Source organism: Herbidospora yilanensis, assembly GCF_001570565.1.
GTDB classification, from domain to species: Bacteria; Actinomycetota; Actinomycetes; order Streptosporangiales; family Streptosporangiaceae; genus Herbidospora; species Herbidospora yilanensis.
This window is the reverse complement of the sequence record NZ_BBXE01000016.1, coordinates 295513-308124: the sequence shown is the minus strand read 5'-3', so window position 1 is coordinate 308124 and position 12612 is coordinate 295513. Positions and strand designations below refer to the sequence as shown.

The following is a 12612-nucleotide window of genomic DNA, read 5'->3' as shown; positions in this document are numbered from 1 at the left end:
CAGACGAGTGTGTCACCGGGTCGCGGCGGCGATCACCCGGGTCAGCGCCTGGTGCAGGTCCTGCAACTCGGCGATGTCCATGCCGAGGCGTTCGACGATCGTGGCGGGGATCTTCTCGGCCTGGGCGCGGAGCGCGCGGCCGTCATCGGTGAGCGTGACGGCCAGGGAGCGCTCGTCGGCGGTGCCGCGCCGGCGCTCGACGAGGCCGGCCGCCTCCAGCCTCTTGAGCAGCGGCGACAACGTGGCCGGCTCCAGTTGCAGCAGCCCGGCGAGGTCTTTCACCGACAGCGGCGCGCGTTCCCACAGGGCCAGCATGACCAGGTATTGCGGGTGGGTCAGGCCCATCGGCTCCAGCACCGGCCGATAGAGCGCGATCACCGACCGGGAGGCGACGGCCAGGGCGAAACAGACCTGGTTCTCCAGAGACAGCGGATCGATGACGTCACCCCATTGAGTACACTAATGATTAGTACACTAAATGTTAGCGCACTACCCGACCGAGGACGGCCCTGATGCGAAAGCCCCTGGAAGAGCGGATCGCCGACCGCCAGGCGAAGCGCCCGCCGCTGAAGGACGACAAGACCTTCGAGCACGGCCCGGCGAAGTGGCTGTTCGTCGCTTTCATGGTGTTCGTGGTGCTGATCCACCTCGTCGGGCTCGTCATCGTGATGGCGATGGAGACGTGATCAGCCCTGCGCGGGGATCCACCCCATGCTGACCGACAGGATGACGAACACCCCGAGGACGATCCGGTAGATCACGAACGGGGTGAACCGGTGGGTGCTGATGTAGCGCAGGAACCACGCCACCGCCGCGTAGCCCACGAAGAACGAGATCACCGTGGCCAGGATCGTCGGCCCCCACGCGGGCGCCTGCCCCTCGCCGATCTCGAACAACTCCAGCCCGCCCGACGCCAGCACGGCCGGGATGGCCAGCAGGAACGAATACTTGGCCGCGTCTTCACGCCGGTAGCCGAGCAGCAGACCCGCGGTCACCGTGCCGCCCGAACGGGAGACGCCGGGGATCAGCGCCAGCGACTGGGCGAAGCCATAGCCGAGGGCGTGCTTGAAGTTGAGGTGGGTCTGCAGCGACAACGTGTTGCGCGCGGTGTGGTCGGCCCACCAGAGGATGAGCGCGAAGACGATCAGGGTGACGCCCACGATGCGCAGATCGCGGAAGACCGTCTCGATCTGGTCTTTCAGCACCAGGCCGAGGACCGCGATGGGCAGGGTGCCGGCGATGATGTACCACCCCATGCGGGCGGCCCAGTTGTCGCGCAGCGACTTGTCGAACAACGAGCGTGTCCAGGTGGAGATGATCTCCCAGAGCTCTTTCCGGAAGTAGATCAGCACGGCGGCCTCGGTGCCGAGCTGGATCACCGCCGTGAACGCCGCTCCCGGGTCGGGCCAGCCGGCGAAGGCCGACACCACGCGGATGTGGGCACTGGAAGAGATCGGCAGGAACTCGGTGAGCCCTTGGATCAGCCCGAGAATGACCGCTTCGAACCAGCCGATCACGACCGCACCTTTCCTCTATTCAAGTGGTGGAGCGGCCAGGCTAGCGGATCTGGAGAACCGCCGTACCCACGAAGACCACTGCCCGTTTTATGGTGATTCGCCACGTTTAACTGGGCAGGCTTCCCCCTGTTGGCAGACGACAAGGGGGAGTCCGATGGCCATCACAGTGATCGAGCACGTCCTGAACCGCCTGCGGGACATCGGCGTGCGCCACGTCTTCGGCGTTCCGGGGGACTACGCGTTCCCCGTCGACGACGCCATCGTGGCCCACCCGGACGTCGAATGGGTGGGCAGTTGCAACGAGCTCAACGCCGCCTACAGCGCCGACGGCTACGCGCGCGTCAACGGCGCCGGGGCCGTCTGCACGACCTACGGCGTCGGCGAGCTGAGCGCGATCAACGGCATCGCGGGGGCGTACGCCGACCATCTGCCGGTGTTCCACCTGGTGGGGATGCCGAAGATGCCCGTACAGGCTCATCATTCGCTGATCCACCACACGCTCGGCAACGGGGAGTTCGACCTGTTCCGGCGGATGTCCGAGCCGGTCGTGTGCGCCGGCGCGATCTTCACCCCGCAGAACGCCGCCGCCGAGATCGAGCGGCTGATCGGGGCCGCGCTCTACCACCGCCGGCCCGTCTACCTCGCCTTTCCCGCCGACATGGCCTCGATGCCGATCGTCAGCCAGGCCGCGCCGCTGCCGCCTCCGGCCAGCGACCCCGCTCAGGTGGAGGCGGTCGTCGAGACGGTCACCCGGATGCTCGGCAAGGCCGAGACGGCCTGTGTCCTGCCGGGGCTGCTGACCGTCCGCGCCGGGCTGGGCGAGGAGCTGCGGTCGTTCCTGGACGCCACGGGCCTGCCCTTCGCCACGATGGTGGCCGACAAGGGCATCCTCGACGAGGACGACCCGGCCTTCGCCGGGATGTACGACGGCAGGCTCATGAACGAGAGCGTGCGCCGTTTCGTCGAGGACGCCGACGTCGTGATCATGATCGGCGCGCTCATGCACGACTTCAACAGCGGCGCCTTCACCGCCGACCTCGACCCGGCCAAGGTCGTCGACATCCGCCACCACCACACCCAGGTCGACGGCCTGACCTACCAGAGCGTGGAGATGAAGGACCTGCTGCCCGCCCTGACGAGCGACCTGCCCGACCGGAACTGGCCCATGCCGGGCGTCGACGTCACCCGCATGGAGCCGGTCCGCGGCAGCGGCCAGGACGCGATCACCGCCGAGACGCTGTATCCGCGCTGGGAGTCGTTCCTGAAGGAAGGCGACATCCTGGTGGCCGAGACCGGCACGCCGTCGCTGGGCATGGCCTTCGCCCGGTTGCCCAAGCACGTCGCGTTCGAGAACCAGACCATGTGGGGCTCGATCGGCTGGGCCACCCCCGCCGCGGTCGGGGCGGCCTTCGCCGCACCCGACCGGCGGGTGGTGCTGATCACCGGCGAGGGCTCCCACCAGCTCACCGTCCAGGAACTGAGCGTTTTCGGCCGGTACGGCCTGCGCCCGATCGTCTTCGTCCTCAACAACAAGGGCTACCTGATCGAGCGCCTGCTCTGCCGCGACCCCGACAGCGCCTACAACGACCTCGGCCAGTGGCGCTACTCGGAGCTGCCCACGGTGTTCGGCTGCGAGGCCTGGCAGACCGCCCGGGTCACCACCCTGGCGGAGCTCGACCGGGCCATGGAGGCGGCCCAGTCGGCCAAGGGCGGTTGCTACATCGAGGTGGTGACGGACCCGTACACCGCGCCGCCGCTGGCCGAGCAGCTACACGCCAGCATCGAGACGCTCTACTCCGGCTAGGACCTCGATCCAGTAGCGCCCGTCACCGTCGCGGTGAGCGCCGTGGATGTCGGTGGCGAGCTCGGGAAAGGCCCGGTCGAAGTCTTCGAGCGCGCGGAGGTAGGCCATCAGCGGCCCGTCGGCCGCGCCCGCGGCCTCGCCCGGCATCAGCATGGGGATGCCGGGAGGGGTGACGACGACGGTGGCCGCGGCGACCCGTCCGGGGAGCTTGGCCAGCGGGACCCGTTCGGTGCGCCGCCGGATCATGGCCTGGTAGCAGTCGGCGGGGGTCGACACCGGCTCGGGCAGGTCGGTGAAGACCTGGTCGAGCAGGTCGCCCACCGCCGACTCGCGCAGCATGCCGTGGACGTCGGCGCAGTACTTCCGCAGCGAGACCGAGGGCGGCCCGAAACCGGGCAGCACCTCGGCCAGGGGCACGTCGTTGTCGTAGGCGTGCTTGAAGTCGGTCAGGGCGTCGATGAGGGTGCCCCACTTGCCCTTGGTGATCCCCATGGAGAACAGCACCAGAAGGGTGTGGTCGCCGGTCTTCTCCACCACGATGCCGCGCCGCTGCAGGTAGGCGTCGACGACCCGGGCCGGGATGCCCCAGTCGAGGGTGCCCTGGGCCGCGTCGGCGCCCGGGCAGGTGATGGTCACCTTGATCGGGTCGAGCAGGGCGTATCCGTCGGCCATCCCGTCGAAGCCGTGCCAGGCGGCCCCCGGCTCCAGCGTCCAGTAACGCGGATCGGCGCACAGCAGGGCGAGATCGGTGTCGGCGACCGCGGGAGGCTGCCAGACGCCGAAGAACCATTCGGGCCGCCGGCCCTCTTCGCGGATGCGGGCGGCCAGCCGGGTCATCGCCTGCCGGAACCGGACCGCCTCGACGATCGCCTCCTGGGTGAGGAAGGTCCCCGAAGGGCCGTCCATCATCGCCGCCGCGACGTCGAGCGAAGCGATCATCGGATAGAGCGGCGAGGTCGAGGCGTGCATGAGGTAGGTCTCGTTGAACGCGTCGTAGTCGACCGGCGCCCGGGGCGCCGGCCGGACGTGCAGCATCGCGGCCTGCGACAACGCGGCCAGCAGTTTGTGCGTGGACTGGGTGGCGAAGACCGTGGGCCGGTCGGGTCCCGGCAGGGTGTGGACGTCGACCGCCATGCCGTAACGGCCCGCGTAGAGCGGGTTGAACCGCCCGTAGGCGAACCACGCCTCGTCGAAGTGCACACGCGGCACACTCGCCCCGAGCAGCTCGGCGACCCTGATGGCGTCGTAGCAGACGCCGTCGTAGGTGGAGTTGGTCACGACCGAGTACGTGGGCTCCCCGGAGGCGAGCGGATGATCGGCCACCCGCGCCCGGACGGCGGCCTGCTCCAGCGCCTTCGGCGGAATCGGCCCGGCCAGCCCGAGGCCGTTGCGTTCGGGCACGAGGTAGACGGGCCGGGCGCCGCTGATCGCGAGGGCGTGCTGGACGGACTTGTGGCAGTTCCGGTCGACCAGCACGGTGTCGTCGCGGGCGATGGCGTGGTGCCCGACGATGCGGTTGGCGGTGGAGTTGCCGTTGACGACGAAGAACGTGCGGTCGGCCCCGAAGACGCGGGCGGCGTTGTGCTCGGCCTCGCCGATCGGGCCGGTGTGGTCGAGGGGCGAGCCCAGCTCCGGGACCGAGATCGACAGGTCGGTGCGCAGGAGGCGTTCGCCGTAGAAGTCGAAGAAGGCCCTGCCCACGGGAGACTTGAGGAACGCGACGCCACCGGCGTGCGCCGGGGTGTGCCAGGAGTAGCGGTGGTGGTCCTGCAGCCGCCGCAGGGCGCGGAAGAACGGCGGGAGGATCGTGTCGGCGTACTGCTCGGCGGCGTGCGCGATGCGGCCCGCGATGAACTGCGGGGTGTCCTCCAGCGGGAAGACGTAACCCTGGATGACCTCGTAGACCCACAGGGGAAGCTCCTGGTCCTGGGTCATCAGGAAGACGGGCAGGCTGCGGAAGCGGCCGGCCACGGCGCGGAGGAGGTCTTCGGCCCCGGGTGCGTCCCAGGCCGCCAGCACCGCCGTGAGCGAGGCGTCCGACCCGATGACGGCCAGGGCGTCGTCGGGGCGGTAGGTCCAGCGAGCCTGGAGCCCTTGTTCGCTCATCGCGGCACAGACCCGGCGGAGTTGCCCGGCCAGTGCGGTGTCGGCGTCGGGATGCTCGGTGACGGCGGCCAGAACCATTCGCTCCATACGGCGCTCCACGGTCGAGGGGACGTGCGACCAATCAATTACACAGAGTGACGAGCCTTTGATCAAGCACCTGCCAAAGCCTGGTCAAACTTGACATAAGTGCAGGTAGACGCAGTTATTCTGACGTTTCTGGCAGCGAACTCGGCCCCCACCGAAAAAGGGGTGATGGCATGAAATCAGCTGACAGTGTCCATAGAGCGGCGACCCCGGCGGTCGCCGTCGTCGACGGCACCGGGTCCGTGATCGGCTGGACTCGGGCCGCCGAGGAGCTCACCGGTTATCTCGCGGCCGACATCTTCGGGCGGCCCATCGGCACGCTTCTCCCGCCCGGCGGCGAACGGCCCGGGGCCTACCTGCCGCGAACGGGGATGGTGGAGGTGCGGCGGCGGGACGGCGAGGTGGTCATCGTGCGCGCCGACGCCGCGCCGCTCACTCTTGGCGACGACGGCCAGAGAGGCGAGTCGTGGTTGGTGTCGGCGATTCCGGTCGCCATCGACCTGTCCAGCGACACCAGCGCGCTGCTGGAGTCGCTCATCGGCAGCTTCCCGGTCGCCCTGGCCATCTGGGACAGGGATCTGCGCTGCGTCTGGTTCAACGAGGCGGCCGAGCAGCTCCAGGACGGCTATCCCTACTACCGGATCGGCCGCTCCCTGACCGAGGTCATCCCGGGGATCGACAACGAAGGGGTGCGGGACGCCATGCGCGAGGTGCTCGCCGACGGCCGGCCCATGATCGATCGTGAGGCCCACTGGTCCTATGAGGGCGAGGAGCGGGTGTTGTCGATCTCGCTGTTGCCGTTGGCGGGCGTCGACGGCAGGCCGCTGGGCGTGTGCTCGGTGGCCCTGGACTTCAGCAACAGCAAGGCGCGGGACCACCTCGACCTGCTGCGTGAGGCGGGCGTCCGGCTCGGCAGCACCCTGGACGTCATGAGCACCGCCCAGGAGCTGGCCGAACTGGCCATTCCGGTGCTCGCCGACTTCGTGACCGTCGACCTGCCCGAGGCGGTGCTGCCGGGCACCGAGCCGCTGCGGCGGCTGGCCACGCCGGAGGCCGGAGCCCCCGTGTTCCGGCGGGCTGGCGTGGCCTCGGTGCACGACGGGGCGCCCGAGTCGCTCTGGGAGCGCGGGGAGGCGGTGTTCGTGCCGCCGCGATCGCCGTTCATGGAGGTCCTGCACTCGCGCCGGTCGCACTTCGAGCCCGTGCTGGACACTTCGCCGGGCACCTGGCTGGATCTGGACCCCGACCGGGCGCGGATCATCACCGCCACCGGCATGCACTCGCTGATCGTCGTTCCGCTGGAGGCGCGCGGCGACGTGCTCGGCGTCGCGGTCTTCGCGCGCAGCACCAATCCGGCGCCGTTCAGCAGAGACGACCTGCTGGTGGCCGAGGAACTGGTCACGCGGGCCGCGCTGAGCCTGGACAACGCGCGCCAGTACACGCGCGAGCGGCTGACCGCGCTCGCCCTCCAGCGCGACCTGCTGCCGCAGAACCTGTGCGGCAGCGGCGCCGTCGAGGTGGCCTCGCGTTACCTGCCCTCCGACGCGCACGAGGGGGTCGGCGGCGACTGGTACGACGTCATCCACCTGCCCGGCGGCCGGATCGCCCTGGTCGTCGGCGACGTGACCGGCCACGGCATCAACGCGGCGGCCACCATGGGGCGGCTGCGCACCGCCGTACGCGCCCTGGCCTACCTCGACCTGACTCCGGACGAGCTGCTCACCCACCTCGACCAGCTCATGACGGAGGACGCCCTCACCCCCGAAGCCATGGGCGCCACCTGCCTGTACGCCGTCTACGACCCGAGCACCGGCCGCTGCACCATGGCCACGGCCGGGCATCCGCCGCCCGCGATCGTGAGCCCGTCGGGTGAGGTGACGTTCCCGTCACTGCCCGCCGGCACCCCGATCGGCGTCGGGCTGGGCACCTTCCAGTCGCACGACCTGGACCTGTCGCCGGGCACCCTGCTGGCCCTCTACACCGACGGCCTGATCGAGACGCGGCAGGCCGACCTCGACGCGGGCATGGCCAGGCTCGCCGACGCCCTCGCGCACGCGGCGTCGCGGTCGGCGACGCTCGACCGCGTGTGCGCGACCGTGATCGACTCCATCGTCGGCGACGCGCCCGCCGAGGACGACATCGCCCTGCTCATGGCCCGCATCCAGCCCTGATCCCCGGTCAGGCCCGCCAGAGGGCGGCGTGGGAGATCCCGCCCTTGGAGACCACCGATCCCACCGCGTACACCTCCCGGGTTCCCGGACGCCAGGCCAGAGAGTCGACGCGCGGCTCGGCCCCGGGCGGCGCGGGCACCCGGTGGCGGGTCCAGCGACGGCCGTCCAGGTGCCAGAGCAGGTCGCTCCCCGCGATCACCCACAGCCCGCCGCCGCCGTCAGGCTCGGCCTGGCCGAAGCGGATCATCCGGCCGGCGGTGGAGGTGGCCGGCCCCCAGTGGCAGGTCCAGCCTTTCCCGTCCCAGTGCAGCGCCAGCGGATGGCCCCTCTCCAGCGGCTCGTTCTCCTCGTCGTACTCGTCCTTGTCGAGCCAGGAGACACCGCCGACGACCCACACGTCGTCGGGGCCGATCACCACGACGTCGCTCAGGGTGACACGCGGCAGCATGACGTCCGCGGGAGGCTCGAACGGGGGTGTGGTGACCTGGCGCCAGGCCCCGGACTCCCAGCGCATCGCGGCAGGTGCGTCGTGGGCCCCGCTGACCGCCCACCACTCCCCGTCTCCGGAGCCCAAGGCCCCGGCCGCCGCCGGAAGCGGGTGGTGACGCCACTGCCGCCCCGTCCACGACACCGCCGCCCGGCCGTTCACGGCCCACACCTCGCCGTCCACGGCACGCGCGGCGGTGAAGGCCCAGCCGACCGAACGCGCGGCCGGTTCGGCCAGCGGCTCCGCACGCCACCCGCCACCCGCGAACGCGGCGACGAACCCGGCGGTCTCCTTCGGCGACCTGCCGTCGGACGGGCCGAACACCCACGCCTGATCGGCGGAGGCCGCCGCGATCGCCACGGTGGACTGCGGGTGCTCGGGCCGGGCCCGGGGGATCCGGAAGGTCCGCCACCCGGCGCCGTCCCAGCGGCGCACCCCGCCGTCCCTGCTCACGAGGGCGCCGTCCTCTTGCTTCTCGCTGGTGTACGTCGACCACAACGCCCCGTCGGGGGCCGCCGCCAGCAACCCCATGGACCCACGGTCGTCGTCGACCCAGACGGTCCGCCACGCGGTGCGGGCGTCGGCCGCCCGCAGGTCGTCGGCCTTCTCGCCGGGAAGCTCGCAACCCGCCGACCCGGCCGGCAGGGGCGCGAGTGTGGCCGAGGGCGTGCTCACGGCGGTCGTCCGGACGGGTGCCGCCGGCGCGGACGCACAACCGGCGACCACCGCGACGGTCAGGAGACAAGCGGCCGCTCTCATCCCGCGAGTCTCGCACGTTCGGCTTCGCCGGACATCGATCGCGATCCATAGCTATCATCGCGACATGGCGATCAATAGCGAGCGTTGCGTCAGCGCGGACATCGCCGCCGGCGTCCCCCCGGCGGCCGCCCTGTTCCATTCCCTGGCCGACGAGACCCGCCTGCGCATCGTGCAGCGCCTCGCCCGGGGCGAGGCCCGGGTCGTCGACCTGACCGCGGAACTCGGGCTGGCCCAGTCGACCGTCTCCAAGCACCTGGCCTGCCTGCGCGGCTGTGGTCTCGTCGACTACCGGACGGAGGGCCGCCAGTCCTTCTACGCCCTCACCCGCCCCGAACTGATGGACCTGCTCGCCTCGGCCGAACACCTGCTCCAGGCCACCGGCCACGAAGTGACCCTGTGCCCGGCCGGAGAGGCGCCATGACCACCGTCGTGACCCGCCGGGCGACGTTACAGCGCCGCATCCGGTGGCTGGTCGCCGCCACGATCACCTACAACGTCATCGAGGCGGCGGTCGCGATCAGCGCCGGAACCGCCGCCTCGTCGGCCGCGCTCATCGGCTTCGGCCTCGACTCCGTCGTCGAGGTCGCCTCGGCCGCCGCGGTGGCCTGGCAGTTCTCCGTCGCCGACCACGAGCGCCGCGAACGAACGGCCCTGCGGGTGATCGCGGTCTCGTTCTTCGCCCTGGCCGCGTACGTGACCTTCGACGCCGTGCGCGCCCTGCTCGGCGCGGGGGAGGCCGGACACTCCACGGCCGGGCTCGTCCTGGCCGGTCTGTCGCTGGTGATCATGCCGTTCCTGTCGTACGCGCAACGCCGGACCGGACACGAGCTGGGTTCGGCCAGCGCGGTCGCCGACTCCAAGCAGACCCTGCTGTGCACCTACCTGTCCGGCGTCCTGCTCGTCGGCCTGGCGCTCAACAGCCTGTTCGGCTGGTCGTGGGCCGACCCGATCGCCGCCCTGGTCATCGCGGCCGTGGCGGTGAAGGAAGGCCGCGAGGCATGGCGCGGCGAGGCCTGCTGCGTCCCCCTGCCCACGGCCGGGGCCCGCACGGGCGGCTGCGCCGACGGCTGCTGCGGCTGATCCCCGGCCTCAAAAGAAAATCACCCGGCGGTTGGGGCTTTTCTCGGACATGCCGGGAAGGGCCCCAATCGTGGACCATTCACGCGCACCCGTTCTGGAAGCCCTCGCCGCCTACCACGCCAGCGGGCAGACCCCGTTCACCCCGCCCGGCCACAAGCAGGGACGGGGGGTGGATCCCCGGGTCGCCGAGGTCATGGGCATGGACGTGTTCCGGTCGGACGTGCTGGCCACGGCCGGGCTCGACGACCGGCAGTCGTCCGGCGGCATCCTGCAGGAGGCCGAGGAGCTGATGGCCGACGCCGTCAGCGCCGACCGGGCGTTCTTCAGCACGTGCGGCAGCTCGCTCTCGGTCAAGACGGCGATCATGGCGACGGCCGGGCCCGGAGAGAAGCTCGTCATCGGCCGCGACGTGCACAAGTCGGTCGGCTCCGGGCTGGTCCTGACCGGGGTGATCCCGGTCTGGGTCGACCCGACGTGGGATCAGGAGCGGCACCTGGCCCACCCGCCGTCGGTCGAGGCGTTCGCCGCCGCCCTGGAGGCCCATCCCGACGCCAAGGGCGTCCTGGTGGTCAGCCCGACGCCCTACGGCACCTGCGCCGACCTGTCGGCGCTGACCCGCGTGTGCCACGAGCACGGCAGGCCGCTTCTCGTGGACGAGGCCTGGGGCGCCCACCTGCCGTTCCACCCCGACCTGCCGACCTGGGCGATGGACTCCGGCGCGGACATGTGCGTGACGTCCGTGCACAAGATGGGTTCGGCCCTGGAGCAGAGCTCGGTCTTCCACCTCCAGGGCGACCGCATCGACCCGAGCCTGCTGAAGGCCCGCTCCGACCTGCTGAACACCACGAGCTCGTCCGTGCTGATCTACGCCGCGCTCGACGGCTGGCGGCGGCAGATGGTCGAGCACGGCCACACGATCTACGACCGCGCCCTGGCGCTGGCCCACCACGTGCGCGCGGCCGTGGACGACATCGACGGCTTCCACGTGTACGGCCACGCGGAGTACGACGGCCTGACCGCCGACATGGACCCGCTGCAGGTGATCATCGACATCGCGCAGACCGGAGCCTCCGGCTACCTGATGGCCGACTGGCTCCGCGAGCACCACCACATCAACATCCACCTGGCCGACCACCGCCGGATCAGCGCCCAGCTCACCCACGCCGACGACGAGAAGTCGGCCGAGGCGCTGCTGACCGCCCTGCGCGACCTCGGCGCGCACGCCGCCGACATGCCGCCCGCCGAGGTGCGGCTGCCCGGCGACCTGCGCCTCGAACAGGTCATGCCGCCCCGGGACGCCTTCTTCGCCGAGATCGAGCAGGTCTCGGTGGACGAGGCCGCGGGACGGATCTCCGCCGAGATGCTCACCCCCTACCCGCCGGGCGTCCCGGCCGCGCTGCCCGGCGAGCGGCTCACCGACGACGTGCTGACCTACCTGACCAGCGGCCTGCGCGCGGGAATGGTCATCCCGGACGCCTGGGACTCCTCACTGAAGACGATCCACGTCGTCAAGGACCAGCACTAGCCGAGTTCGTCGACGACGTCCTGGAGGTTCTCGTACGTACGGTCGGGAATCGACCGCACGAGAGCCAGGACGATGTCCGGCGCCCCTTCGGACTGGGCCTGCTTCAGCAGAGCGGCGCGATCGGCCGGGAACACATGGGTCCCGCTGATCCATTTGGCCAGTTCGCTGCGGCCGTTCACTTCGCGCGACGTCATTCCCTCAGGCGAGCCGGGCTCGTGAGCGGGATCGAATTGCATGTCATCGTTCCTCTCGTCGCGGATGGCCAGTCATCCCTACCCGCGATGACATGGGCAAACATGTGCGGCTGGATCGCTCAGTCGCGACCGGGCCGGATCATCGTGCGTGTCATGCGCGCCTTCACCGTCTCCGGCAGCACCTTTCCGGCGAGGGCCAGGAGCCGGGTGCGGCCGGGGCGCGACAGGACCACGCCGAGTGCCAGGCGCAGCCGGTTGTCGGCGGTGTTCAGGGGCACGAAGTCGCCGTCGGACTCGTGGTCGACGGTCGCTTGTGGAATGCGGTCTCAGGCCCGGGGCAACATCGAGCCGGCCAGCTCGCCTCGGGGGTCGTAGACCACGCACATGATGTCGCGGTCGCCGTCCGCCCAGGTCTCGGCGGTCGGCAGGATCGGATAGTAGGACAGCTCCCCCTCCGCCGCGCCGGGCCAATAGTGCACGAACCCCCGCTCGCACCTGCTCCAGCCGAACGCGGCCAGCCCGGCACGGTCGTAGGGCCCGTCGTCGGCGTGCACGAAGCCGTAGGACTGGTTGTCGGCGTGCTGGTCGCAGGGCGTGTAAAGGACGATCTCCTCGCCCGCCGCCGGGGAGTACTCCGGGTCGGTGAAGCACTCGCCCGCTTCCAGGTTGAGCACTCCGGTCGTCTCCGGGGTGATGAAGTCGTCGCCCTTGTGGACGGCCGTAGTCGCCGGGACGACGAAGAGCGCGCCGAGCGCGAGCACGGCCGGCGCCATCGTCAGAAGGCGGAACGGCCGGCGGGCGGTCTGCCGGGCTACGGTCATCGGCACCTGTCCTGACGGGCGATCATGCTGACCCCCCAGACTTCCGCATCATGTGAAATATCAC

13 protein-coding genes are annotated in these 12612 nt (G+C 70.7%); 6 read left to right on the top strand and 7 right to left on the bottom strand.

Translation table 11 applies throughout. The features are described from left to right. Positions 1–12: 12 nt before the first annotated feature. The gene (locus tag AW273_RS09535; protein WP_439648620.1) at positions 13–378 is read right to left on the bottom strand and encodes a MarR family winged helix-turn-helix transcriptional regulator; all 366 of its coding nucleotides are present in this window, start codon (positions 376–378) and stop codon (positions 13–15) included. A gap of 134 nt (positions 379–512) precedes the next feature. Between AW273_RS09535 and AW273_RS37820 the strand changes: the two genes are divergently transcribed. Then, a complete protein-coding gene (locus AW273_RS37820; protein ID WP_198168070.1) occupies positions 513–686 on the top strand; it encodes a hypothetical protein in 174 nt (57 codons plus the stop codon). On the opposite strand, the gene AW273_RS09530 is transcribed toward AW273_RS37820, so the two are convergent. Beyond that, complete coding sequence (locus AW273_RS09530; protein ID WP_062347295.1) at positions 687–1517, bottom strand: undecaprenyl-diphosphate phosphatase; 831 nt, start codon at positions 1515–1517, stop codon at positions 687–689. A gap of 154 nt (positions 1518–1671) precedes the next feature. Between AW273_RS09530 and AW273_RS09525 the strand changes: the two genes are divergently transcribed. Beyond that, the gene (locus tag AW273_RS09525; RefSeq protein WP_062347293.1) at positions 1672–3321 is read left to right on the top strand and encodes an alpha-keto acid decarboxylase family protein; all 1650 of its coding nucleotides are present in this window, start codon (positions 1672–1674) and stop codon (positions 3319–3321) included. Here AW273_RS09525 and AW273_RS09520 read toward each other — a convergent pair. Beyond that, positions 3286–5514, bottom strand: a complete 2229-nt coding sequence (locus AW273_RS09520; protein WP_062347291.1) for an Orn/Lys/Arg family decarboxylase — start codon at positions 5512–5514, stop codon at positions 3286–3288. The two genes, AW273_RS09525 and AW273_RS09520, sit on opposite strands and share 36 nt — an antisense overlap. A 170-nt stretch (positions 5515–5684) precedes the next feature. Here AW273_RS09520 and AW273_RS09515 point away from each other — a divergent pair, with 170 nt between their 5' ends. Next, positions 5685–7682: a SpoIIE family protein phosphatase gene (locus AW273_RS09515; protein WP_083949631.1), complete on the top strand. Its 1998-nt coding sequence runs from the start codon at positions 5685–5687 to the stop codon at positions 7680–7682. Between the two features lie 7 nt (positions 7683–7689). Here AW273_RS09515 and AW273_RS09510 read toward each other — a convergent pair whose 3' ends face one another. Next, positions 7690–8928 carry a hypothetical protein gene (locus AW273_RS09510; protein WP_157555659.1) on the bottom strand — a complete coding sequence of 413 codons (1239 nt, stop codon included), beginning with the start codon at positions 8926–8928 and terminating at the stop codon, positions 7690–7692. A gap of 64 nt (positions 8929–8992) precedes the next feature. Here AW273_RS09510 and AW273_RS09505 point away from each other — a divergent pair, with 64 nt between their 5' ends. The 3 genes from AW273_RS09505 to AW273_RS09495 all read left to right on the top strand — a co-directional run bounded on the left by AW273_RS09505 (position 8993) and on the right by AW273_RS09495 (position 11533). After that, positions 8993–9349, top strand: a complete 357-nt coding sequence (locus tag AW273_RS09505) for an ArsR/SmtB family transcription factor (RefSeq protein WP_062347285.1) — start codon at positions 8993–8995, stop codon at positions 9347–9349. After that, positions 9346–10008 carry a cation efflux transmembrane domain-containing protein gene (locus tag AW273_RS09500; protein ID WP_062347283.1) on the top strand — a complete coding sequence of 221 codons (663 nt, stop codon included), beginning with the start codon at positions 9346–9348 and terminating at the stop codon, positions 10006–10008. The genes AW273_RS09505 and AW273_RS09500 overlap by 4 nt, the downstream gene beginning before the upstream one ends. 70 nt (positions 10009–10078) lie before the next feature. After that, positions 10079–11533, top strand: a complete 1455-nt coding sequence (locus AW273_RS09495; protein WP_062347281.1) for an aminotransferase class I/II-fold pyridoxal phosphate-dependent enzyme — start codon at positions 10079–10081, stop codon at positions 11531–11533. Here AW273_RS09495 and AW273_RS09490 read toward each other — a convergent pair. From AW273_RS09490 to AW273_RS09485, 3 genes are all read right to left on the bottom strand, one after another. Further along, entirely contained in the window at positions 11530–11769 is a 240-nt protein-coding gene (locus AW273_RS09490; protein WP_063909893.1) for a DUF2795 domain-containing protein, read from the bottom strand. The genes AW273_RS09495 and AW273_RS09490 overlap by 4 nt on opposite strands. A 77-nt stretch (positions 11770–11846) precedes the next feature. Then, positions 11847–12005, bottom strand: a complete 159-nt coding sequence (locus tag AW273_RS37115; protein ID WP_157555658.1) for a hypothetical protein — start codon at positions 12003–12005, stop codon at positions 11847–11849. Positions 12006–12053: 48 nt separating this feature from the next. After that, entirely contained in the window at positions 12054–12548 is a 495-nt protein-coding gene (locus AW273_RS09485; protein WP_062347277.1) for a hypothetical protein, read from the bottom strand. Between the last annotated feature and the right edge of the window lie 64 nt (positions 12549–12612).

Excerpts from the sequence above, each read along its gene's own strand:
- AW273_RS09510 (WP_157555659.1), bottom strand. The coding sequence starts at position 8,928 with ATGAGAGCGGCCGCTTGTCTCCTGACCGTCGCGGTGGTCGCCGGTTGT.
- AW273_RS09485 (WP_062347277.1), bottom strand. The coding sequence starts at position 12,548 with ATGACCGTAGCCCGGCAGACCGCCCGCCGGCCGTTCCGCCTTCTGACG.
- AW273_RS09490 (WP_063909893.1), bottom strand. The coding sequence starts at position 11,769 with ATGCAATTCGATCCCGCTCACGAGCCCGGCTCGCCTGAGGGAATGACG.
- AW273_RS37820 (WP_198168070.1), top strand. The coding sequence starts at position 513 with ATGCGAAAGCCCCTGGAAGAGCGGATCGCCGACCGCCAGGCGAAGCGC.
- AW273_RS09520 (WP_062347291.1), bottom strand. The coding sequence starts at position 5,514 with ATGGAGCGAATGGTTCTGGCCGCCGTCACCGAGCATCCCGACGCCGAC.
- AW273_RS09525 (WP_062347293.1), top strand. The coding sequence starts at position 1,672 with ATGGCCATCACAGTGATCGAGCACGTCCTGAACCGCCTGCGGGACATC.
- AW273_RS09500 (WP_062347283.1), top strand. The coding sequence starts at position 9,346 with ATGACCACCGTCGTGACCCGCCGGGCGACGTTACAGCGCCGCATCCGG.
- AW273_RS09515 (WP_083949631.1), top strand. The coding sequence starts at position 5,685 with ATGAAATCAGCTGACAGTGTCCATAGAGCGGCGACCCCGGCGGTCGCC.
- AW273_RS09505 (WP_062347285.1), top strand. The coding sequence starts at position 8,993 with ATGGCGATCAATAGCGAGCGTTGCGTCAGCGCGGACATCGCCGCCGGC.